At 42.3% G+C, this 22363-nt stretch carries 22 protein-coding genes; 9 read left to right on the top strand and 13 right to left on the bottom strand.

The window, feature by feature from the left end:
• The coding region (locus tag AACW45_RS35270; protein WP_190637807.1) for an effector-associated domain EAD1-containing protein at positions 1 to 2026 on the top strand (2026 nt) is incomplete at its 5' end.
• A gap of 97 nt (positions 2027 to 2123) precedes the next feature.
• On the opposite strand, the gene AACW45_RS35265 is transcribed toward AACW45_RS35270, so the two are convergent.
• The gene (locus tag AACW45_RS35265; protein ID WP_190637805.1) at positions 2124 to 2879 is read right to left on the bottom strand and encodes a transposase; all 756 of its coding nucleotides are present in this window, start codon (positions 2877 to 2879) and stop codon (positions 2124 to 2126) included.
• A gap of 82 nt (positions 2880 to 2961) precedes the next feature.
• Positions 2962 to 3531: a tyrosine-type recombinase/integrase gene (locus AACW45_RS35260; RefSeq protein WP_190637803.1), complete on the bottom strand. Its 570-nt coding sequence runs from the start codon at positions 3529 to 3531 to the stop codon at positions 2962 to 2964.
• Positions 3532 to 4034: 503 nt separating this feature from the next.
• On the opposite strand from AACW45_RS35260, the gene AACW45_RS35255 reads away from it, so the two are divergent.
• Positions 4035 to 4334 carry an HNH endonuclease gene (locus AACW45_RS35255; protein WP_190637800.1) on the top strand — a complete coding sequence of 100 codons (300 nt, stop codon included), beginning with the start codon at positions 4035 to 4037 and terminating at the stop codon, positions 4332 to 4334.
• A gap of 53 nt (positions 4335 to 4387) precedes the next feature.
• On the opposite strand, the gene AACW45_RS35250 is transcribed toward AACW45_RS35255, so the two are convergent.
• A complete protein-coding gene (locus AACW45_RS35250) occupies positions 4388 to 6244 on the bottom strand; it encodes a DEAD/DEAH box helicase (protein WP_190637798.1) in 1857 nt (618 codons plus the stop codon).
• A gap of 479 nt (positions 6245 to 6723) precedes the next feature.
• Between AACW45_RS35250 and AACW45_RS35245 the strand changes: the two genes are divergently transcribed.
• Positions 6724 to 8253 (top strand): hypothetical protein, encoded by a 1530-nt coding sequence (locus tag AACW45_RS35245; protein ID WP_190637796.1) that lies wholly within the window; start codon positions 6724 to 6726, stop codon positions 8251 to 8253.
• A 719-nt stretch (positions 8254 to 8972) separates the two neighbouring features.
• Here AACW45_RS35245 and AACW45_RS35240 read toward each other — a convergent pair.
• The 8 genes from AACW45_RS35240 to AACW45_RS35205 form a co-directional block, all read right to left on the bottom strand.
• Complete coding sequence (locus AACW45_RS35240; protein WP_190637794.1) at positions 8973 to 9521, bottom strand: hypothetical protein; 549 nt, start codon at positions 9519 to 9521, stop codon at positions 8973 to 8975.
• Positions 9522 to 9685: 164 nt separating this feature from the next.
• The gene (locus AACW45_RS35235; protein ID WP_190637793.1) at positions 9686 to 11665 is read right to left on the bottom strand and encodes a hypothetical protein; all 1980 of its coding nucleotides are present in this window, start codon (positions 11663 to 11665) and stop codon (positions 9686 to 9688) included.
• Between the two features lie 61 nt (positions 11666 to 11726).
• On the bottom strand, positions 11727 to 12434 hold the full coding sequence (locus AACW45_RS35230; protein ID WP_190637791.1) for a hypothetical protein: 708 nt from the start codon (positions 12432 to 12434) through the stop codon (positions 11727 to 11729).
• Complete coding sequence (locus tag AACW45_RS35225) at positions 12431 to 12841, bottom strand: hypothetical protein (RefSeq protein WP_190637789.1); 411 nt, start codon at positions 12839 to 12841, stop codon at positions 12431 to 12433. Before AACW45_RS35225 ends, AACW45_RS35230 begins: the two co-directional genes overlap by 4 nt.
• Entirely contained in the window at positions 12838 to 13140 is a 303-nt protein-coding gene (locus AACW45_RS35220; RefSeq protein ID WP_190637787.1) for a hypothetical protein, read from the bottom strand. The genes AACW45_RS35225 and AACW45_RS35220 overlap by 4 nt, the downstream gene beginning before the upstream one ends.
• A gap of 94 nt (positions 13141 to 13234) precedes the next feature.
• A complete protein-coding gene (locus AACW45_RS35215; protein WP_190637785.1) occupies positions 13235 to 13429 on the bottom strand; it encodes a hypothetical protein in 195 nt (64 codons plus the stop codon).
• Positions 13430 to 13469: 40 nt separating this feature from the next.
• The gene (locus AACW45_RS35210; protein ID WP_242045828.1) at positions 13470 to 13727 is read right to left on the bottom strand and encodes a hypothetical protein; all 258 of its coding nucleotides are present in this window, start codon (positions 13725 to 13727) and stop codon (positions 13470 to 13472) included.
• 3 nt (positions 13728 to 13730) lie between these two features.
• Positions 13731 to 14846: a ParM/StbA family protein gene (locus tag AACW45_RS35205; RefSeq protein ID WP_190637783.1), complete on the bottom strand. Its 1116-nt coding sequence runs from the start codon at positions 14844 to 14846 to the stop codon at positions 13731 to 13733.
• A gap of 229 nt (positions 14847 to 15075) precedes the next feature.
• On the opposite strand from AACW45_RS35205, the gene AACW45_RS35200 reads away from it, so the two are divergent.
• From AACW45_RS35200 to AACW45_RS35185, 4 genes are all read left to right on the top strand, one after another.
• Positions 15076 to 15309 carry a hypothetical protein gene (locus tag AACW45_RS35200; RefSeq protein ID WP_190637781.1) on the top strand — a complete coding sequence of 78 codons (234 nt, stop codon included), beginning with the start codon at positions 15076 to 15078 and terminating at the stop codon, positions 15307 to 15309.
• 908 nt (positions 15310 to 16217) lie between these two features.
• The gene (locus AACW45_RS35195) at positions 16218 to 16343 is read left to right on the top strand and encodes a hypothetical protein (protein WP_277880465.1); all 126 of its coding nucleotides are present in this window, start codon (positions 16218 to 16220) and stop codon (positions 16341 to 16343) included.
• Complete coding sequence (locus AACW45_RS35190; RefSeq protein ID WP_199331307.1) at positions 16343 to 19843, top strand: DUF3987 domain-containing protein; 3501 nt, start codon at positions 16343 to 16345, stop codon at positions 19841 to 19843. The genes AACW45_RS35195 and AACW45_RS35190 overlap by 1 nt, the downstream gene beginning before the upstream one ends.
• A gap of 348 nt (positions 19844 to 20191) precedes the next feature.
• On the top strand, positions 20192 to 20656 hold the full coding sequence (locus tag AACW45_RS35185; protein WP_190637779.1) for a hypothetical protein: 465 nt from the start codon (positions 20192 to 20194) through the stop codon (positions 20654 to 20656).
• On the opposite strand, the gene AACW45_RS35180 is transcribed toward AACW45_RS35185, so the two are convergent.
• Positions 20570 to 21286, bottom strand: coding sequence for a hypothetical protein (locus tag AACW45_RS35180; RefSeq protein ID WP_190637777.1), 717 nt, complete (start codon positions 21284 to 21286; stop codon positions 20570 to 20572). The genes AACW45_RS35185 and AACW45_RS35180 overlap by 87 nt on opposite strands.
• Before the next feature lie 35 nt (positions 21287 to 21321).
• Between AACW45_RS35180 and AACW45_RS35175 the strand changes: the two genes are divergently transcribed.
• Positions 21322 to 21570, top strand: a complete 249-nt coding sequence (locus AACW45_RS35175; RefSeq protein WP_190637775.1) for a hypothetical protein — start codon at positions 21322 to 21324, stop codon at positions 21568 to 21570.
• A gap of 315 nt (positions 21571 to 21885) precedes the next feature.
• On the opposite strand, the gene AACW45_RS35170 is transcribed toward AACW45_RS35175, so the two are convergent.
• Positions 21886 to 22053 carry a hypothetical protein gene (locus tag AACW45_RS35170; RefSeq protein WP_190637773.1) on the bottom strand — a complete coding sequence of 56 codons (168 nt, stop codon included), beginning with the start codon at positions 22051 to 22053 and terminating at the stop codon, positions 21886 to 21888.
• 26 nt (positions 22054 to 22079) lie between these two features.
• Between AACW45_RS35170 and AACW45_RS35165 the strand changes: the two genes are divergently transcribed.
• The coding region (locus tag AACW45_RS35165; RefSeq protein WP_190637771.1) for a hypothetical protein at positions 22080 to 22363 on the top strand (284 nt) is incomplete at its 3' end.

Genomic DNA, 22363 nt, shown 5'->3' with positions numbered 1-22363 from the left:
TTTATCAGGTCAAAAACGTAAAGAACTACAATTGGCTTTGATTGATGCTTTTCCTAATATGGCATCCTTAGAGCAAATGTTGGCATTTGAATTAGATAAAAATCTAAGAGCGATTGCTGGTGAAGGGAGTTTACAAGATGTTGTCTTTAAATTAATACAAACAGCAGAATCTCAGGGATGGATTGAAGATTTAGTTCGTGGTGCGTGTAATTCAGTTCGTAACCCACGATTGAAGGCTTTTGCCAAAAAACTAAACCTTTATACGGACACGGAGGATACGGACACAACTACTCAGCTTTCACTATTAGACAAATACTACGAATGCTTAAAGAATCGATGCCAAAATCATCAAACAGAAGGCTTGATTCAATCTGCTAGCCTATTATTATCGAATATATTCATACCACGGACTGTTGTTGTTTATAAAGGAAATACAGTAAGAAATAATAATAATATAAATTCATTCTATCCCTCTTTATCAAATTACCTTAGTAATGAGCGCAGACAGTGTATAGTAGTTTATGGCGCAGCAGGAACGGGAAAAAGTACTCTCTTAAAAGATTTAGCGTTGATATTTGCAACACAAAAAAAACAAGAATATTTTCCACAAGCGACTGAACTAGTTCCATCGCTATTATTAATAAGAGAAGTATACGAAGATATAATCAAAAATGAAAGTTTAGCAAATTTAATTGCTAAACAAGCAAATTCCATAACCATAGTTGAATTGAATAAATTATCTAAAGAATTTGAGAGAAAATTATTTCATGGTCATTGTTTAGTAATGCTGGATGGCTTGGATGAATGTGATGACTTAAAGAAAGTTGGGCAGTGGGTTAATCAACAAATGAAAACATACAATAAAACTACTTTTATCTTAACCTCACGACCCATATTTGAAAGCAATCCCCAAAAAATAAATGAAATTCTCCAAGAGATTAACTATATAATGCTAGAATTGCAACCATTTAATCATGAGGATATTAAAAGCTTTATAGATAGAAATTACAAAGAAATGCATGAAATGGATGGGAAAAACATTAATACTTTAGTAAATTCAGACGATTTGAAGAATCAGATATTGGATAGCTCTTCATTGAAAAAAATCGCAGAGAATCCATTGCTGTTAACAATAATGTGTAAAGTTCATTATGATTTTGGTAGTCAATCCCTGCGGTGGAACCGGGTAACCCTTTATAAGGATATATTAGAGATTGTACTTCAGCGTCGAGACATAGCTGTGAACGATTGTAAATATGAGGAAAGATTAAGTGTCTTACAAAGATTAGCACTTTACCTAATGGAGCAGAAAAAAACTGAATTTAATCTGAATGATTCATTAAGAGAATTATTTAATCTGAATGATTCATTAAGAGAATTATTAACACAAGAATTTATTGATAAAATTACTTACAAGGGGTTGTTAGTACAAAATCAGCATAAAGGGCAAAAAGTATATCAATTTGCTCACCTCAGTTTTCAAGAATATTTGGCAGCATGTCAAATTAATCAAACTAACCGGAGTGAAGATTATATTAAAAGATTAATAGTTGTTAATTTTCAGGCAAACCAGGAAACCATTTTTTGGTATTGTCAATTGAATTCAAAAAATCTAGTAAGATTAAGAGAACCAAATCTTTTAAAGTTTTGTTTTAAGTTTAGTTTTCTAATATTTTCTGATAAAAATCTTTTTAATTTTAATTTTATATCTATTTTTTTTATATCTATTTTTATTTTAGTCTTTATTATTTTAACAAAAACTTTAGAGGGAAAAAATAAATTAAATTTCATTCGATTTTTTTTGATTTTGTGTTGTTGTTTTTGTTTGATTGGTGGTTTTATGTTGGGTTGTGGGTGGTTGATTGGTGGTTTTATGTTGGGTGGTGGGTGGGTTGGGTGGGTTGGGGTTGTGTTGGTTTTTGGGTTGTTTTGGATTTTGGTGTGTGGTTTTATTTTGATTGTGAGTTATAAGATGTTTAATGAAAACCTAGATAATTTAGATGAGTGGAAGAATTCCCAACTGTAACATATAAACGTTCCAGCCTTGTCTAAATATTTGTTATCAAAACCACTTTCTACGACTTCATAACCATTTCCAGTAATTCCGATACCTGGCACCGCCATCAAAACAACCGCATCGCTATCTTCGGGTCATAACAGTTAGCAACTACAAATTGTTCAGCCACCTCCCGGACTGGCGAATCCTCAAATTCCCATTCCACCCAAGGTAATCGCATCTGCCCTGGCGATGTCTTTTTACTTTTAGGCTTGACAACTTTGGGCAGCAATTTACTTCCCCAGTGATAGCTTTTATCTGGTTTCGGCTGTGGCTTGTACCTTTTACAAAACCCCCGATATTTAGCAGCGCATTCTTCCAATGTTCGTCCCAAAGATAAAAATGCTGGATGCCATTGAGTTAGCCCATCATCGGTCAACCTATCGTAAGTTCCATAATTACTAAAATCATAGAAAAATCCCTGCTGCATTCCGGTGGCTTTCGGGTTAGCGTGAATGTACCGCAGCGTATTTAATGCCCTTTGATAATCGCTCTTTTCAAAACCTGAACTGTGATATCTTTTTTCCCAAAAGTGACCAGTTCTTTTGAGCATTCGATTAAAGCACATGGCGGTGTACCAGTTAAGCCAGTGCATAATTTTGGGCAGGTCTTCTGGTTGACTAGGCTCAATTAAATAGTGAACATGATTCGACATTATGCACAGAGCATAAAGTTTAAAATTGAATTTATCGAAAGCTTTTTTGATAGCGTAGAGAAACACCTCCCGGCATTCCCGACGACTCAATTTAAATTCGCGGTTATTACAACGAGTCGTAATGTGATAACAGTAATCGGGTTTAATTTGACGAGGTTGACGGGGCATGGGAGTTTATTTTTAGGATAAACATTTATGCCATCACTAAACCTGTGCTGATTCCTCCCATGTAGAATCTGGTATAGAAATTTCAAAAATCCAAAGCAGAGATAGCGTTCTGCTTCTGCTTCTCAGTTACCCCCAGGTATCGCTCTAAAGCCGCTAGCGTTCGATGCCCCGATATCTCCTGAATATGGCGCAACGGTATCCCCGCATCGCTCATCCTAGTTAACGCAGTCCTGCGGAAACTGTGCGTACTCACCCCCTCAATCCCCAACCGCGTACAGGTATCTCTGAGAATTTTATCAGCACTCACCTTATGAATATGCCCCAACCCATGCCGCCCCGGAAACAAAAACTCCTTGCGGCGGTTGGGGTTGTACTCTTCCAAATACTGCTTCAGCTTCGGATGCACTTGAATTTCCCTAGTGTCCCGCTTCCCCTTAGTGTTAACGCTCCGTAACACCAACACCCCCCTAACCCCATTGCTGCCAAAAACATCTTTCACTGCCAACGTGCAAGCTTCATTGATTCGGCAAGCAGCATAAAGGCACACGCCGAACAAAGCGCGATCGCGCGGGTTGACAAACCCTTCAGTAAATAGGAGATTAATTTGGTCGGGGGTAAGGATTTCTGCCCTGCCGAAACGATTTATTTTCATAGGGTCTAGCCTACATTGTTTAATAGTAGAAACACAATGTAAGTGACCAAAAAGCCTATTCTCTCGTGAGCGATGACACCCGATTAAACCAGACTTATCAATCAGCCCGACACAGCGAACGCCACAACCCGCATTATCTCGTTGAGTGATTTGACTTGCTTATCCAAGCGGGGGGATGACCACTTGCTGATATAATTCACAGCGATAGGATTCGCTCATGTTGGGGCTTTCCAAGTGTCTATACTGGCTTCTATACTCTGGGTTGATAAATCCTAGCTTGAGAGTGATATCAAAATTGCTTTAAAGGCATCACCGTGGGTGAGCGCAAAGAACGGCGTTCTTAATAAAAGACATTCCCAAGGTTGGGAATGGGAATCGAAAAAAATTCTATTAGAATCATTTTCTGATTACTCTACTGAGCAATCAGAAGAGTAACTATAGTAAATTACTCTTATCAACAGACAGTAAATTAAATCGCGTTCCACAATTTTTAGAACCTGAAAATGCCTAAAAAATCACGAGAACGTTATCCAAAAAATTGGTCAGATATCGCTAGTGTTGTGAAACAAGGAGTGGACTGGCGATGTACTAAATGTGGGTTGCAATGCATTCGCCCCGGTGATGATACATCCAAACTTTCTCGCTCCCAAAGAATGGCACTAACATTAACGGTGCATCATAAAAATTTCATGCCAGAGGATAATCGTCGAGACAACTTGTGCGCATTATGTAGTGCATGTCATCTTAGTTTTCATACAAGACGCAGGGGGAATGTGTCGCCGGGACAATTATCTTTATTTTAAGGGTTCTTTCATTGTCGAATCACAGGCGATGCTTTCTTACAATACCAAAATAACTAACTGGCTGTGTCAAGCTGAGTAATCCACTGATTGATTTTGTCGCGTTTATCAGCACTTAGTCGCTCAATTGCTGCATAGATAGCTTGTTTTTTATAGATTTGCCATAAATCAGAAATCATCCCCATATCTTCACAGATTTCCAGGTCAGCCGCTATTACTGCCAGATTTTCTTCGGTCAACCATTTTTGAATTTCATTTTCATACTCTGCTTTCATTTGGTTGAGTCGGTTTCTTTCGCTTACAGACAAATTGCTCCAAATAACTTTCTTCACACTGTCTGGACGACGAGACATAATTTGGGTGACATCTGACCATTCTTTTGCGTTGCGAACTTTAAAGGCTAGACATTCTATGCTAGATTCAAAAGTTTCTTCTGGGCAACCAAGTAGTTGAATAGCGTAAAGTAGTTCGGTGAGAGTTAGTTCTTGACAATCTAAAAACCAGCTTCTAATTGTGGAATTATAAAAAAATAATTTTTTGCCTTCGCTCCTAAACTTGCGCTTTTTGGCTTCAATAATTGGGCGCAGTAATAGGGAACGAACCTCTGGAGGAACTTCTTTAAACTCAATATCAAAGCTAGAAACAATTACTGGCACTCTACTATTTTCGTCCAGAGAAGATTCTTCTAATACCCACTTAAAAGATTTACCGCAATTAGGACAATCCGCTTCATATTGAGTAACAAAGTCTGCTGTTTTAGAATGAAAGCATTCTTTGGTACGAATTAAAGCTGCCATTGGTTTGAAAACATGGTGACAGTGCGGACAGCATCTCACACCTTGGGTATCCGGGTCGCAGGATACTGGGTCTAGGCTCCATTTTCTGTGGTCACAGGGACGACCTAACCTAAACCAGTTATCAGTCATGTCTAGAATAGTTGCATAATCTTTTCCTGGTGCCGGACGCAATATTCGACCAATCATTTGCAGCCAGAGCGTCACACTACTAGTGGGTCGAGCTATCACTGCCGCCAGCGAGTCAGGGCAATCAAATCCCTCAGTCAGAATTGCACAATTGCTAATGACCAGGGTCTGACCGCTACGAAATCTATCTAAAATTGCTTTACGCTCATTATTGGGTGTATCTCCATCCAGGTGTTCGCTCTTGATACCATCTGCACAAAACGCTGCGGCGATTTGTTTTGAATGCATGACGTTAACTGCAAAAATAATTGTCTTCTTACCAGCACAAAAATTTTTCCATTGCTTTAATACTTCGGACGGTTTGTAGTCAGAAGCAACTGCTTCTAATTCTTTTTTGGTGAAGTCGCGTTTTTGAGGGACTTTGTGCTGGGAATATTTAAAGCCTGCTATCAATTTATAATCAGTTAAGTATCCAGAGGCGATTAATTCTTTGGTGGTAATTGAGCAAATCAGGTGGTCGAAAATATCTCGCAATCCATAACCATCTTCTCGCCTGGGTGTGGCTGTCACTCCCAGAGTAAGAGCATCTGGATAAGCATCGAGCAATTTGCGGTAACTATTAGCTGAAGCATGGTGAGCTTCGTCAATGATGACAACCTGAGCAGTCGGGTAAGTTTTGCGACGAGAAAGAGTTTGGATACTGGCTACTTGAATTAACGAGTCAGTTGGCTTATATCCGGCTTTGATGATTCCTGGTTGAACTTTTGTGACCGCAGCCAGTTTCTCTGCTGCTTGGTTAATCAACTCTTCTCTGTGAGCGACGACCAAAACGCTTGAGCCAGTGGCGGTAAATTTAGATGCCACTGCGGCAAAGATTATAGTCTTACCACCGCCCGTGCTTAGTTGTAGGAGTACTTTCTGAGTTCCTTGAGACCAAGTGGCGAAGGTTTTTGAAACTAAATCCTGTTGGTAATCGCGCAGATTGAACATTCTTGATAATGGTCGCTCTAGTCAAGAGTTGTTTTGCCCAGCATATTTATGATACTCATGAGCTTGAAAAGTAGACCAATAGAAAATGGCAACCCTCGCCATCTCACTTCTTCTATCAGGATATAGAAGATTCCATTGAACACTTCCTAGATATCGATTTGACGCTCCACCTGGGGTTGTTCTGGAATCACTGAGTCAAATCAAAATATAGACAATCAAAACTAGCAACAATCAATTTGGAAATCCCCCTAATATTAGGAGCGCGATTTTTCCAAAAAATCTAATTATATCTATTTAAGCTTTCCCTAAAAAATCCTTATCATCTTCTGATGAGCAATCTAGAATTATTGGTTAACTATTAGTATAATATCTGGCGAACAAAATCGCATTTCAAGAGGAAAAAAATCTTAGCAGAAAACTATATGAATCTCAGATGCATAATGTACTATTTACAGAAATTAATTAAGGAACATTAAATAATGAAAATTTCTGAGTTACTGCAAGGAATCGGCAGTCCCATCGCCTTTTATCCCGACCTAGTTCCCCTCACCGGTTCGCATCACGCTGCCATATTTTTATGCCAACTAACTTATTGGCATGGAAAGCAGTCAAACCCCGCAGGGTGGATTTATAAAACTCAAGAAGAGTGGCGGTTAGAAACTGAATTATCAGATTACGAACAAAGAAATGCGCGTATGTCTTTGGTAAGTCGCGGGTTGCTTCAGGAACGCTACGCCGGAATTCCCCGGCGGCTTGAATATCGACTTAAAGAAAATGCCCTCAACAAACTCTGGGACTGCTGGCAGGTAGCTTGCAAAATCAAAAAGGAATTCAAAGACCTCAACGACCAGTTCGGAAATCTTATCAGCCGAGGCTTTGGGGCAGAGGAAATCAAGCTCAAACTCGAAAATTATCGCTCCTGTTTCCATAAATGCCGGCAGGTAGCACAACAATTTTTTAAGCAATGCAGAAAATCTGCGGTCAATCCCATTACAAAACTTAATGAATTTGAGCAGAGATTAAAAAAAGTGGCTGAAACCCTTGAAAAATCCATAATCTCACAAACTAGGATTATGGCATCCAAGAAACTGAGAAACAAGGTTCCGAGTTCCTTCGAGACAGGCATCCAAGAAACTGGGAGGCTTGAGTCCGAGTTCATGGGAGACAAGGTTCCGAGTTCCTTCGAGACAGGCATCCAAGAACCTGACAGACTTGGTTATGACGAAGTGGGAGACTTGGTTGCGAGTAACTCGGATTTGCCGGAGTCTGTAATCATTGATGTGCAAGCTTTCCAGGCTCCCTCAGAGAGTACAGCAGAAAATACAGCAGAGATTTCTTCAAAAATTACTGCAGGGGAGACTACTGCAAAAAATATGCGTCCGGGCATCTCTATTTCGGGTGTCCCCCCCTTAAAAAATTTTCAAGAAGAACCAGAGTTAACACCTCTACGCCCAGAACGAGGAATAGAGCTACCGAAAGAAACGCAAAAAAACCCAAGGCCAGAAGAAGGATATCGGGCAAAGCCGAAAGACCCTCATGAAGGCAAATTTTCCGCCGCCGCCGCGCCAGATTTTGAAAAAACGCCGGACTGGGTGGAGGAAATAGAGGAGAAGGTGCGGCAGGGAAAGCCTTTACAGCGCGATAAATTAATCGCCCTAGCGAATTATCGTTTGGGGGATTCAGTCCGGCTTTATCGGCATTCTGGAGAGATTTTTCATCCAGCGCCGGGGGATATCAGTGGTGACTTTGTAAAATTTGTGCAGTGGTACTCATTTAATGGAGACCCGAATGTGGCTTATGTGCAAGCTTGCATCCTGAAATTTGAAAAGCAGCCAGAAAATTGGCCAATGTTGCAGACTTGGGTGAGCGAGTGGCAGGCGGTGCTTGAGAATCCTCTTTTGGTGAAGGAAATGCTGTCGAACCGCGTAGCCAGTCAGGGCAAGAAAGCCAGTGGGCGGGATTTTGACATTCTCAATGAATTAGCAATTAAGGAGGCGTTCGGTTTATGAGTTTGGATGAGAAAATTTTTGCAGTTAATTCCATTCCCAAGGTTGGGAATGAAGTGGTGAGCGATTATAGGGGTTGTGATGAGTGCCCCGCAAGACTTACGCCGATTTTTTGTAGTGACAAATTTTTGTACAAGTTTTTGTCACTACAAAAATCCGTCCCCCGGCTAAAGCTTTTTAACCCGTTTTATCTCAAAACATCATAGGGCATTCCATTCCCAAGCTTGGGAATGAAGTGGTGAGCGATTATAGGGGGTGTGATGATTGCCCCGTAAGACTTAAGCCGATTTTTTGTAGTCATAACAATTAGACCTAGTTGTTATGACTACAAAATTACTTGGAATAAGTGCCCCATTCCCAAGGTTGTTCATGCGACCGACAGCCCGACAGCCCAGAAAAATTGAAGAAGGCAGAAGGCAGAGGGCAGAGGGCAGAAGGATCAAGTCAGAAGGGGTTTGAATCCCCTCCTGACTTGGAGCCACTGAACTCTTGTTCAGTGGGGGTCTTAAACCCTTGTTCCCTCCGGTCACGGGTAGAGGGTAGGAAGCAGAATTCCCTTCTGCCTTCTGCCTCCTGCCCTCTGCCTTTCCCGATAAAGCCCTCTTTTGATGTGCCGAGAGCTAATACCAAATCTCAAAAATATGGCTACACATAGGCAGCAAGGGGGCAGTGGGAGAATTATCTGTAGGCTGAATTTAGAGAAATGGTATAACTTTGATTCTTTAAAAATTATCCAGACTCAGAAAAGTTTCTTCTATCTCGCTATCTCGATTTTTTCCCACCTTCAAATAATTGCAGGGGGGGTTGATTTTATCAATCAACAACTCCTCGAATCTGCGGAGAAATTTTGGTTCGATAAATGGATTTGGCCAGCAAAAAATCCCCAGACAAAACCGTCCATAATTATCAAAATCTACGAAATGAGTTTTGTGAGCATCAAGCAGCAACTTTTCTAGGAGGTAAAAAACCTGCATTTTATGATGTTTCTCCTTGAACCTTTTTTTGATACTTACAACACTTGAGCCGATATAGACTATTTGGCTAATCTCCTCCAACGCTTTTTCATGAGTAATCGCCAAAAGATAAATTCCGGGTAAGTCTGGGAGGCAGGGAAGCTCTTTTATCGATAGTGGAGGCGCAAATCCTGGGTTGAACAAATCAAAAAACAAAGGTGGGTTATCAAGCAAATCATCTACAAACTTTTCTAAGTCTCCTAAGCTGAAGTTATTTTTGAGGCGGAATTTTGACATTGTTACACCCGAAGAAATCAATCTAAGTAAAATTTTTTTACTGCTAGGTTTAAGCGAATAGACTTGCGTTCGCTTAACGTTCCCAACCCCGTTCCCAAGGACGTACCCAATCCCCGTTCCCAAGTACCCATAGGGGTTACAAGATTTGGGAACGGACTCCTTCGGTTCCTGGGAACGGGAACGCTTTAGTTTTTTGGGGGGAGAAAGTATCCTGTAATTTCATCCCCAGATATTCTTCCTGACTGCGTTAATAATTTAAGAGCAGTTCTCAGTTTTGGTCTGCCCGGATTATTCACATGACAATCGCGCAGCCATGATTTATGTTTGCGGATTGCTTCAAACGAAACGGGTGATTGACTTTTACCCACGAGTTCAACAATGTGGTCTAAAAAAGTGCTGTCGATTTCATGTTCTGGCTCAACTGATGGCTCAGATTCTGCCACTTCTAATAGAAGCATTGACTCCAATTGCTCCACGGTTTCAGCCAGATTATTTTTCGGTGATGTTGGGGTTGGTATGTTGTCAAAATTGGGACTATTCTCAACTAACTCAGGAAAATATTTTAGAAGTGTTCGGGCTGGGTCGGGTTGAGATGTCGTTGGATTAATCTCAGTTTTTAACCAATCTGGAATCACCCCAATTTCACCACCGGAGATTGATTTTTCAAAACTGTCTGGGTCGGCTAAAAAATATTTACCAGTGGCAACAGAAATGGATTTGAGTGGGGATAATTTTTTACTCGTGGCTTCACATCCGATAAATGTTGCACCAGTTTTAAAGGTATCCCCAAACCCGGCGGTGTTTTTAGTTCCCACCCAAGATGTCAGATTCTTACCATGCAACACCACGAAAATCTGAGACCCCTTCTTGCTAGCGCGAGTGAACAGGAAGCGAATGATCCATTGCTTCTGGTCATCGCTGAGATAGTCAGATAACGCCACCGCTTCATCAATTACCAAAATAATGTCTGTGTAACTATTTTGAGTAGCGTTGTCCATCTCCCTTAAATATTGGTACAAATCGCCTGCAACCTTAGCATCAGCCTTTGCACCGTCTAGTTTTGGGTAACTCAGTCTGCATACTAAGTAATGGCATTGAAACGGGTATATATCATCCCCGGCGGTGAAATAATGAATCTTGGTGTTTGGCTCCAATGCTTTACTGAGGATGGCTAAAATCGCCATGAGCGTACCTTTACCCCCGCGCTGATTTCCTGCAATTACGGTGATTTGGTCACGGATGCATTTGGCGATGTCAAAACCACTATTAGTTAATGCGTCGATAATTGCGATCGCGCGGTTGTGAAGTGGCAGCGCTAACATTGATTGAATTTCTGGTGCTTGAATTTCATTCGATTGATTCCCAACCTTGGGAAAGTCAATTGTTTGAATTTGTGGGGAACTGGGTAACTCTATAAATTGGGGTTGTGGAGTTTCAATGAATTTTGGTGCAGGTATTTTCTGCTGTGGTAGTTGGGCTATTTGGGATTGTTGCTGAATTAGAGTTACTTGTGCATTGTCAATTCTGGGGTCGGGGGCTACCTGCGCCAAATGTTTGTCCAATTGCTCAACAGTTGGAAACGCACCTCGATAGTTTGTAAAATTATCCAGCAGCCACCTATACGCATAAAACTTCTTGCCAGCTTCCACACCAATTAGAAATTCAGTGAGGGTGCTGGTATACTGCCGCAGCATGACAAATTCACTCCGCTCCAGGGGGGCGAGGTGGTTCATCAAATCCACAATTTCATTGGAGCCTGCGAACCATTCCTCTCTGGCTTCACTGTCCCCCATTGCTGATAAAAATTCGAGAAAGTTACCCCGCACAAAGGGGATGGGGGCGAAGCAATGGGAATCGGTCATATCTTGCACCACCGACCAAGCGTAACCCAGCCCCGCAACTAGCGCACCGATGGGGGCGAGTGGGGAGGTAGCATAACAAACCGCGCCGATTGATGCCGTTGTCAAAGTGATGCATTTAGCTAGGTTCATCCCCGCCCTTTCAGTCTTGGCGCGAACTAATAATTGGTCGAGTCTTTCGACTAACCAAGGGGCGATGTTACCCGCTTCCAAATGTTCGATGCAGGGATAGTCAGCGCGAAGTGCGGCAGTTTCTTTTGTGGCGAGTTGCGGTATTGGTTGATGAATATCGGGTGAAAATTCCATAGTTTATCCCTCAAGTAAATAACCCTCCACCCTTGCAGGCAGAGGGCTATAAATTGCTTAGTTATTTAGTTAGTCGCCAGATTGTGTACCCAATCTCCCCTGCCATCATGGTGGTGAAGTTATAAACCAAACACCCCAAGATTTGTCCGGGGTCGGTGTAGGCGAAGGGATTGCGACCTACGAATGTTGTGGTTAAGTCGAATAGCCAGAAAAACAGTGCGATTGCTCCACCTGCATGGCGTTCTTTCATACCTGCCACCTTATAATCACGCCACAATGCGGTAGTCAGGTCGATGTTTGCAGTCGGCTTGCTGCCAAGAGTGTACTGTTTGGATTCTTCAAACTCGGCTCTAGCTAGGTCTGGGCGTTTACCCCTTAGGCTTCGAGCCTCCATAACTTGAACTAAAGCCGATATGCCAAGTGAAAGCCAAAAAAATAAATTAAACGGTAGCTTCAGCCAGCCAAACCAACCAATCCAGGTTTTTTCAAACCAGGAGAACATCGGAACGCCTTGAAAGAGCGTTTGCCAAATTCCATCAGAACTGAGGAGTGTGCCAAGAAAGAACCCCATTGCGCCGAGTATCTTTGTGCCGGATGACCCTGGCGTGACGAATTGGGCGACGATGTGAGTAATGAAGGTGACGGGCAGGGCGATGATATCAACAATCCATTGCGCTAAAATTTCAATGTAATTATTGATAGATTTGTTGTTAGTTGTTGGGGAAGTTTTTGGTGAATCAGAGGGCGGTTTATATTCGGCACTTTTCATTGCTTACTTTCCTCCAATTGGGGTGAGAGATTGCAGACATTTTTGTAGTGATATTTCCACAGCCAACGGCGTTCTGCTATCTGCCCTATGCAACGACCTCCTGAGTCATAAACATAAACTAGTTCAGACTCTTGGTAATAGCTGGTGTCAGGTCTTGGGTTGCGTTTTGGGTTGTCTAAATAGCCGCGAATTCTGAGTTTTAAACTGGTCGGTAATATGCCAGTAGCGTTGAGTTTGTCGCTGGTCAGTTTGCGTTGTTCGATGCGCGAACGTTCAACAGATTCCTGCGCTTCTAAGTTTGATATAGCAGCGAAAGTGTGGAACTGCTGCGGCAATTTAATGAACAGAGGTGAAGCAATCAAGCCCAAACCCAATAGCCCCAGCATGGCTGGTTTTTGATATTTCATTGCTGAGTTTTTAATTGGTTGATGATTGCTTCTGCTAGCCCCAAGTGGTCGCCTATTGGGGTGTACTGATACAAATCCTCTTGAAGCTTCTGAATTGTTTGGGCTGATTCTTCTAGTAAATATTGTCCGTGGGTGGCGATTTCAGATGCGATTAAGTTTTCAGTTATCGCTTTTAAAAAATGCAGTTTCTCGATGCGATTAATCCCCTCAAGGCAAGAACCATAAGTATCTTGCAACCAGTCGAGATAGGTTCCATCACCTGGGGTTAGAGCGCAGTAATAGCCTAGTGGTTGAGTCATGATTTACAATCCTTATGTCGTTTATCGTTTTGCGGCGGTAGACACATTGGTGGGCGATTGCTTGCTTTGGTCGGCTGGGCAATCGCTCCCCCCATTACTGAAAAAATTCTTCAGGAGTTGTGTCCACATTTGAAGCTGTGGTCTGTTGCAGAGTATTGAAAAACTGATTGACATCGCCCAGAGTTACATCGCAATCCATATTTAATTTTTGGTATTGTGGATGCTGCCGAATTGTTTCAAGTACTTCTTGGGCTTTGGCAACCAATTCTGGCAGTGGTTGAGTGTTCATAATTCACCTCAAAAAATCGACAATGTTGAATTAAATTTGTTCATGAAGCTACTCCCTTAAACTGAGAAGCCATAGATGCTAGTCCGGCTTTATTTGGTTGAATTGGTGCAGATGCAGTGATTTGATTTTTTGGGAATGTTTGCACACTGCACCCACCGGAGAAAATCAACTTCTCTACTGCGGCTGATAATGCAATTGTTGGCGCATCGTTGGGGATACCAAACATCAAACACAGTTCCTCAACCGCTAGGTACGAGATGGTTACACGCCGAGATTCATAGGAAGTTTTCTCTGACATTTTTTAAACTCCTGTCGCAATTTCTGTTAACAATTTCAATCCCAGCGCATTAATAAATTGGGGATTTTCTAAGACTACAAATCCCAAGTCAGCGAGATTCTGATCCACAACTGGCATTCCTACACCACCCCCCCAAGCGACAAGGTATTTAGCTCTATCCAGGTAGTTTCCTGCTGTGACAAAGTTGGCGAATTTCTCAATTCTGGTTGACCACCATTCATCAAGACATTGGCTATACTCTGTCTCAAATTTTTTGCCCGTGAGATGATTACCGCCATAACTGAAAGTCCCTTCTAAAATTCCCCGGTTAACTAAGCTGGGTGAATGCTTGACATCTTTGGACAGCAGACTTACTTTGTCGTTTCGCTTGTCTAATGCTTCTGCAATCATTGAGTGCAACTCACCACATCCACCTTCAATTAGATGGCGGTCTATGACTGCACCATTGCCGTTAAATACGGTAATCAACCAAGTGGATGAACCGATATCAAGGGCAATGGCAATTTCTGATTCTTCTAGGGCTAGGGTTGGTTCACCGAATAGACAATGAGCGATGCTGCCAAACCCTTCGGGGTAAATGCCAGTAATATTAATTTCAACTTTCTTGGTAATGAGGTCACGAGACACTGGGTGCTTATGCTCAAAAACATGAACGCCCTCAACTCTGCGCTTAATTTCCTCGCCCCAGCGTTCTGGGTTGTGGTTACTTAAGCTAATTGACAGTTTCATGTCGTCGGGAATAGAAAGAACTGCTAAGTCTGCCAGGATGCTTTCAAGTGCGAGTTCTGCTTTTTTGGCTTTGTCGTCGTGCAGTAGGGTGTGGTCAGCTTGGGAAAGCGCGGCACTGCCCCAAAAGAATTGAACATCTTTTAAGTCCAGGCGCGAACCTTCTACGTAGCGAACCCAGCACCCATCTTTGGAAATGGTTTCGTGAAGTTGGATGTTCCGGTTACGAACTAGCGAGTATGCAGCAGGCATCATGATAGAAATATCACCATAAGTTGCCTTCCCATACCCAGCACCGGGGTCTTTACCCGCGATGAGAGCATTTAGCCCAGAATTGGCAAGCGATGAAGCTTGACTGAGCCAATTTTTGGCATTGCTGTATGTGGTTGTCATGGTTCAGATAATCGGTAAAAGTCTTAATATCTCTGGGTTTGGAGAATTTAGAGACTGAAACGCTTTAAATTCACACATCCAGTTTTTTGCTTGCCAAAGCATTGCTTTCCGGCTCTAGCACCTTTGTTTTGCGTCGTTTTTTGGCTTGCTAGTGCTATGATAGCATTACTTCATGAAGTAATGCTGTAATGAAGTAATGAATTACTAATTAGCTTGAGGTAATGCCAAAATGTTTTCAGAACAAATAGAAAACAGTAATGTGGCAACAAGACGAGATGATCCAAATTTTGCTCAAGTTAGCGGATACATACCAAAGGACAAAGCTTTAAGCTTTAAAATCGCTTGCACTGCGTTGCAAATTACCCAGAGCGATGCACTAGATGAAGCAATTAGCCTTTGGCTAGAGAAGCATGAGCAACCTTCTTCCACACCCAAGGGGAAAAAAAGTAAAGGAGCAGAATAGTAGAAGAAAACCAGCCTGATATAAATTGCTCTTCACAAGCAAATCAAACCAAACAAAATGACTAATTCTCATCCTGAGCAAGGTTGGATGACATCGACCAACGATTAGACCAATTGGGGGGATGAAATAGACCTGATCCGCACCATCTAAGACGGGGAAGGCGAGAAACTCGCACCAACAGCCAAGCGCTAGCCCGACTGGAAAGGACAGTAAACACTCTGGTTGACATTGCCAGATTGCATCAACAAGCACTTAGGGAATCGGACTCACGGTTTCAGGAGTCCCAATGCACCATCGGGTTTGCTTTGGAACGAATTGACCGAGTTTTTGACTACCTACTACGGCAACAAGGCAATAACGGCGGGGTGAGTAAAGGGCGAGTAGACAAGCACAATCATCTGACTTGAGCAATCATCAAGTTTTATTAAGTAAGCTCAAGCAAAAAATTACAGTCTTGTTTGATAATAGACAGTCAGAAGTTCTGTACAATCAGCAAGTAGTGAAATAAAACGTAAAACGGAGGTGGATATAAAAAACACACAAAAATTAAAAGGACAAAGAGTTACTTAGTAGTGAACGCTTTGCCCGATAGAGAAAATTAAATATTCAAAATTTTGGGAAGCGGGGTTTATCTCTTAAGAACCAAAAAAGTGGCTGATTAGTTGGAAGCTGTCTACCACCGATTGGCAACAGAGAGTAGTCCGCGCTGCTTACTCATATTATATGAGCTGCCGTGGAAATATTGAAATTTTCACAAGTGATTTTGGTCAAAAAAAAATACAAAATTTTTGGATGCCCAAAAAAGCAAGCCTAAAAAAGCAATCCAGTAGAACTCATAGATAAAAAGTGTAGCAGCGCAATAACCCCCTCCAATACTCGAAAAATCAGTATTATGGGGAAAATCTGTGATGCCTACCAACTTAAAACTTCCACCGACTCAACTGACTCTACAGCACAAGGCTCAAAGTCAAAAATCACCAATTTTAGTTAACAATAATCAACATTTAAATACCGTTCAGGGAGGTATCGCGTAATGGTTGCTGAATTCGCCAATCCCTCCCTAGACTTAGCTTCCCAACTACTCCAGGGTTTAACACTGATACCCCGCTCATGGGCGCTAACGCCCGTTCTAGGTAATAAAAATCCATACCGCGCAGATTGGAATCACGCCTCCCCCATTAGTCGCCAAGAATTAACAAAGATTATCTCTGATGGCGACACAGTCAGTTACAAGAATGGAAAACGGCGTAAATGCTATCCCCAAGGTTACGGGCTAAGAACCGGGAAATGGTCGGGCGGAATTTTAGCCATAGACGCAGATGGAAGTGCAGCCCATGAAAAATTAAACCAGCTAGGGGGACTACCTAAAACCGTCAGCTTTACATCAGGTAAACCAGGGCGCTGCCAATACCTTGTCCAAGTACCCGAAGAATATTGGTCAGTTGTGGAAACCAAAAAAATTAACACTGGGGTAAAAGGTGATGACGATAAAGACCAGCTTCTAGAACTTCGCTGGGAAGGATGCCAAAGCGTTCTCCCCCCATCAGTCCACCCGCAAACAGGCTCATATAAATGGGTGAATTCTCCTGATGATTGCGAGATTGCCCAATGCCCCACCTGGGTAATCGAGTATTTCTTAAATGAATCCACTAATACTACCACCACCACACCCCCAACATTACTAGTTGACGATGTACCTTTGTACCAATGCTTAACCTTAGATGACAGGAATTTAATAGATAACGGTGTCGGGGAGGGGAGCCGGGATGATAACGGAGCCAAACTTGCCCGAAACTTGATTGGTACAGCTGCCAGATTAAATTACCTTGGTGAAAGGTTTGCTGGCGACCCCAGACAACTTTTGGATGATTATTGTTCTCGATGTTCTCCGCCACTGTCAACTAAAGACGCAGAGCGGATTTGGAAATCAGCTTCAAACAGCAATCCATCTGCCAGCCTCACCGATGAAGCGCTGATTAATTGCATTAAAGCATGGCAGAGAACCCAGAGCATTTACATTAAACCACAACAGACAAAAAATGCGATCGCGTCACCCAAGGAGCAGAGCGCCAATGCAACCAATGAAAATAAATTTATTCTTCACCCGACTAGTATTAACTACGATGCCCTCAAAACTGAGTACATCAAATTACTGGAGTCAGACGTATCAAAATCAGAATTAAGCTGCTTTAGGGCAGAGGTAGGCAAAAAATATTATCCAGTAAAAATAGACCGATTCCTGGACGATGTAGAAACCGAATATCACACATCAGAAGATGACCAAGTCATCAAAGAAGATATTCAAGTTTTTCTCGATACTGCCAACCTAGAACTAGATGTTAGAAAGTTCCTCCCCGAAAAATTAGCCACAGCATTGATGTTATTTGGCATCAACCAATCCCTGCCACAAACATCATTATTAATGTCGCTCATCAGCTTAATCAGCGCCTCGCACCTGATTGGTACTCAAGTTTTGATTGGCAATAAGCACAATGAATTTTATCAAAACCCCGCCATCAATCATGCCTTAGTCGGTGATAGTGGTTCTGGTAAATCAATTATCTTTCGCTCCCTAGTCAAAAAACCACTCAATGCATTAAGAAAAGCCGAAAGTAAAAGATTTCTAGAAGAATCACAACAGTACGACAGAGAATTTGCCGAGTGGCAGAAATCAAAACAATCAACTCCCGCACCAGAACCACCCAAGCCAATCAACAAAATGTATTTAACCGGGGCTACCCTGGAAGGGTTGAAAGATTACATTGCCAGCGCCCCTGATTATTCCATCTTGAATGTGGTTGACGAATTGTCAGGTTTATTTGGGGGATTTAACCAATATAAACGGGGGCAGGGTAATGACCGCCAAGAATTTTTAAGCTTATATGACGGCGATGGTTTTAGCGAAGCTAAAGTTTCAAAAAAGACTTTTGTCGAAAAAACTAACACCGCTTGGCTGGGGGGATTACAACCTTCGATACTGCACCAATATTTTCAGCTAGGGGCGAGTGATGGACTACTGCCCAGGTTTACATTCTCTATCTTGCAGGAAACCATTCGCCTATTACCCGACGAAAACGCCTTGAGCGTGGACATCACCGAAATACTCCAAGGACTCTACAAAGCCATATTGGATTGCCAAGCCCAGACATATCACATTACGGGTGAAGCTTACAAATATTTCCGGGAAGTAGATACTAAATGGCAGTATGAAGCAGCCAGGTTACCAAATGGGGCTTTAAAAGAATTCCTGAAAAAATGCAAAGGGTTGTTAGGCAGATTGTCACTTAACCTGCATCTCATCCATGAACTCTCTGACCCGAATTGTGGCACGCCGCAGACAGTTATTCCCTTAATCCGGGTTAAACAAGCTGCCGACATAATTGAACATTTATTAAAGCAGATTCAGGCGGTGCATTTACAGATTGCTGGGGAAACTACACAATCAGCAATCCTAGCCATGCTCAACTTGTCGGCAAAACGGCAGTTAATCGGGGAAGAAGGTTGGTTAAACGCCAGGGAGATTAGCCGCCACCAAACTGCTAAGGGGCGGATGAAGTCACTGGAGATTAGGGAGCTAATGGTTAAAGCCAAAGATATGGGCTATGGCGAGTTAAAGGGGAGTGGAACCAAGTTAGAATTTCGCGCCCATAAAAATGTCGGCGATTTGTCGGCGATGAGTAAAAAAGGTGCAATGCCAAATATATCAATGGTTTTGAATAATGATGCTCAAAAAATGTCGGCGGTTGTCGGCGATTTGTCGGCGATGGATAAAATAAGTGAAACCCTTGTAAATAATGGGTTTGACTCAACCAATATCCAAAATGTCGGCGATGTCGGCGATTTTGAGGATGTTTTTGGCGGTGGGTTGAATGTCGGCGAATTAAATGTCGGCGATTTTCGTGATGTGAATGTCGGGGATTTAAATGTCGGCGATTTTTCTGCTGTGAATGTCGGGGATTTAAATGTCGGCGATTTTCGTGATGTGATTGTCGGCGAGTTAAATGTCGGCGAGTTGATTGTCGGCGATAGAAATCTGTCCCCCCCAGCACTGGTTAATGAAGATGAAAATTTATCTATAATTACGCCGACAACGCCGACAAATTTAGATAAAGTGGCTGAAACCTTTACCAATACTGCTGTTGAGATTGCCGACACATTGCCGACAATGTTGCCGACAGTCGCCGACAACTGCCGACAGAACTTGCCCCAGATGCCTCCTAACACTGGCGACAACTGCATTCCCAATTCTGCTGCTGCTGTCGCCGACAACTGCCGACAAAATGAAGAACATCAATTATCTGCTCAAGAACCACTCTTTGAGACAAATGAGTCGGAGTTGGTGGTTACAGACAATGATGCTGTTAGCAATGTGTCGGCAAATGCGGAATTGATTAAGGAGTGTATTGTCGAGAAGTCTTGGGAGATGATTGATTCGCTCTTAGAGGAATGGACTGATGAATTTAAATCAGCAGTGTGGGCGGAGTTAACACTAGAAGAACGTAGGGCTGTTAAGCAACTGAAGCCCAAGGGTTGATTCACGTTCCCCATAGAGGACTGGGAAAATGTGCAAGCTATCGGAGTGGAGTTGCGGTGGCCACACCCGTCAATATATTAATGCCCCATTCCCAAGGTTGGGAATGGCTCTCGTTATTTCTTGTGATTTTGTAGTCCTAAAAATTAACATGAGTTTTTATGGCTACAAAAATCGATATGTGCCTTACGGAGTAAGCATTGGAGAAGCTTGAAGTATCTTATCTGCGCCACATAAATTGCGATCGCCTGGGGGGAGAATGGATGGAAGCTGGTAACTAATTAGGGCGTGAGTAGCAGGCGAACGTACAGTGGATAAGCTTGGTTAATCTCAGCCCACCTGTTTGGGGGAATGGAGAACCCTGTAACTGGCGTAACTGAGTGTAACCAAGATTCGGTTACAGGCTCAAACCCTGATGGATTAAAGGTTTCCTCTTCTCAAAATAGTGAGTGTAACCGTGTAACTGAAAAAAATGAATCAAAAGAAAAAACAGAAAGTTTACAGTTAAGCATTAACATCGAAGAACTTACATCCACCAGTGATGAAAATTCTGAAGCTGAAAATTCCGGTTACAGTGGTTACACGGTTACAGAAAGCCCAGAGGTACAGGTTTTACAAGGCTTTGGGGCTGTAACCGCCAAATCAGAACTCACAGTTACAGAAAAGGTTACGGTTACAAACAATCTCCCCCCGATTGGATGGTGGGTGATGGTAGATGACCAGCCAGCCCTATTTACGCTGCTGTGGCTTGGCAGTAACACCTTTTTCATAGTGCAAAGTGTAGACCCCATTAGTACGCAATACTCGATACCATAAGCCCTGGATTGACCCTGCTGAAAGCGCGGAAGTAACGCTCGATTTTGCCTTCTTTAGTTTCTCTGGCGGTAAATCCCCATAGAGGTCGCGGATAATTGCATCAATATGCATGTGTAAGTCTGGCCGACGGCGCATCAAAATGAGAATCGCATTCTGTACAGAATATTCAAGGAATTCATCAAGCATCGGTACAGTGCTAGGGTTCCTTTTGGTAGTGATTTTCGGGATATCAGAGATATCTACTTCATGTGCAGAAGAATCCTCAGATTCATTTTTTGAGATTGGGGATGGGAGATTAGTGGTTGGTGAAGAAATTTCAGTGATTGCTTGATGATTTTTCGGTGCATTCTCTTCAATCAGGGTCTCCTGCATAGTATAATCATCAGCTTTATCTGACTCATCAATATCCGTCTCACTATCCTGAAGAAAAGCCCTTGTAGAGTTGAAATTAGATAAGCGTCTAGAGCTAGAATACATCTGCTCTTCAGTTGCGTATCCTGAAATTAGAGCTTCTATAGCGCTAATCTGGTTATGGATAAACTTGAGGCGACGTTCTAATTCAGCCGCCTCAATGATGTAGCGTTCACGCTCGGTTTCTAATAAAGAGATGATTGATGAATATTCAGTCATAGGAATTGTTAATTGTCAAAAAAGGGAACAAACTGGTGGAAAGTAAGGAAGTTTATGTTAAGGCTCATACTCGTGTCATTAAGCAAAGAGCCTATCGCTTCGTATGTAAAGAATGCAAACAGGTAGTAGAACGCATCTGCTATCCATCCCTACCACAGTATTGCGAGCGCTGTCGTCCACCAAAGTCTAAATCTCAGAAACCTGCCACCCCTAAATTAGTCAAATCCAAGAAGAAACTTCCTCTATCTGTGAATGAAGATGTAGGAGTAGCAGTTGGCGAATAATATTTTAGCTAATCAAGCAATTCTCTAGATTGTCTCTTCATAATAAAAGCGATAAGTTGGGGATAGACATCTACTCAAAAAAACATAAATCAGGTGTTGAGCCTTTATGTCGTAATTCTCAGCAAGATAGTTTGAAAATCCTTATCTAACGTGGCGATGAAAATTTGCTACATCAAACTCAAAAACGCGGTAGAGTTATCAAGTTTAGTCAAGCCTTTTCAAGCTCGACGTGCAGGTTTTGGTCAGATATTGGCACAACACCGATTACGCACTGCCAATAGCTGCAACTAATTAATTAGGAATTATTCAAAATTTTTAAGCGTTGGTAACCAATGCAGAATTGGTGGCGACAACAAAAACTGCATAACCCCCACCCCGCTCAGAGCTATATAGCAATAAGCCATCAAAAAGTGGTGGGCTTGCGGTTAAGTTATCCCAAAATTTAGCCTCATTCACCAAAAATTTAGGATTTTGATGGTTCAAAAGGCTTAATTTAATTACTTAAGCCCATGATTCTCCTGCCCAGCCTTAACTTTATAATTCATCCCGGTATGCGCGTTTCCCACCTTGGTCTAAGTTTCCTCGCCCTAGTTATCGCCACTGCTTCCACGCCGATAAGTTTCAGCCTTTCCGCAGCACCAGGGGAGTTACGAGTTCTGGCGCAAACGCCAGAGGGGCGGAAGGCGGAAGCAGAGAGAGTGTTGCAGCAAGGTCGTGAGCAGTATAAAACCAGTCAATTTAAAGCTGCAATGCAGTCTTTCCAAGAAGCGCTGATTATCTTTCGAGAAATCAA

The organism is Calothrix sp. FACHB-168 (genome assembly GCF_963889195.1).
In the GTDB taxonomy this organism is placed as follows: Bacteria; Cyanobacteriota; Cyanobacteriia; order Cyanobacteriales; family Nostocaceae; genus Aulosira; species Aulosira anomala_A.
This window is presented reverse-complemented; position numbering and strand designations above follow the sequence as displayed.

Coding starts and splice junctions, on each gene's coding strand:
- AACW45_RS35255 (WP_190637800.1), top strand. CDS start 4,035: ATGCCTAAAAAATCACGAGAACGTTATCCAAAAAATTGGTCAGATATC.
- AACW45_RS35225 (WP_190637789.1), bottom strand. CDS start 12,841: ATGAAATATCAAAAACCAGCCATGCTGGGGCTATTGGGTTTGGGCTTG.
- AACW45_RS35215 (WP_190637785.1), bottom strand. CDS start 13,429: ATGAACACTCAACCACTGCCAGAATTGGTTGCCAAAGCCCAAGAAGTA.
- AACW45_RS35260 (WP_190637803.1), bottom strand. CDS start 3,531: ATGAAAATAAATCGTTTCGGCAGGGCAGAAATCCTTACCCCCGACCAA.
- AACW45_RS35250 (WP_190637798.1), bottom strand. CDS start 6,244: ATGTTCAATCTGCGCGATTACCAACAGGATTTAGTTTCAAAAACCTTC.
- AACW45_RS35205 (WP_190637783.1), bottom strand. CDS start 14,846: ATGACAACCACATACAGCAATGCCAAAAATTGGCTCAGTCAAGCTTCA.
- AACW45_RS35200 (WP_190637781.1), top strand. CDS start 15,076: ATGTTTTCAGAACAAATAGAAAACAGTAATGTGGCAACAAGACGAGAT.
- AACW45_RS35235 (WP_190637793.1), bottom strand. CDS start 11,665: ATGGAATTTTCACCCGATATTCATCAACCAATACCGCAACTCGCCACA.
- AACW45_RS35185 (WP_190637779.1), top strand. CDS start 20,192: ATGGAGAACCCTGTAACTGGCGTAACTGAGTGTAACCAAGATTCGGTT.
- AACW45_RS35195 (WP_277880465.1), top strand. CDS start 16,218: ATGCCTACCAACTTAAAACTTCCACCGACTCAACTGACTCTACAGCAC.
- AACW45_RS35245 (WP_190637796.1), top strand. CDS start 6,724: ATGAAAATTTCTGAGTTACTGCAAGGAATCGGCAGTCCCATCGCCTTT.
- AACW45_RS35180 (WP_190637777.1), bottom strand. CDS start 21,286: ATGACTGAATATTCATCAATCATCTCTTTATTAGAAACCGAGCGTGAA.
- AACW45_RS35210 (WP_242045828.1), bottom strand. CDS start 13,727: ATGTCAGAGAAAACTTCCTATGAATCTCGGCGTGTAACCATCTCGTAC.
- AACW45_RS35220 (WP_190637787.1), bottom strand. CDS start 13,140: ATGACTCAACCACTAGGCTATTACTGCGCTCTAACCCCAGGTGATGGA.
- AACW45_RS35230 (WP_190637791.1), bottom strand. CDS start 12,434: ATGAAAAGTGCCGAATATAAACCGCCCTCTGATTCACCAAAAACTTCC.
- AACW45_RS35265 (WP_190637805.1), bottom strand. CDS start 2,879: ATGCCCCGTCAACCTCGTCAAATTAAACCCGATTACTGTTATCACATT.
- AACW45_RS35190 (WP_199331307.1), top strand. CDS start 16,343: ATGGTTGCTGAATTCGCCAATCCCTCCCTAGACTTAGCTTCCCAACTA.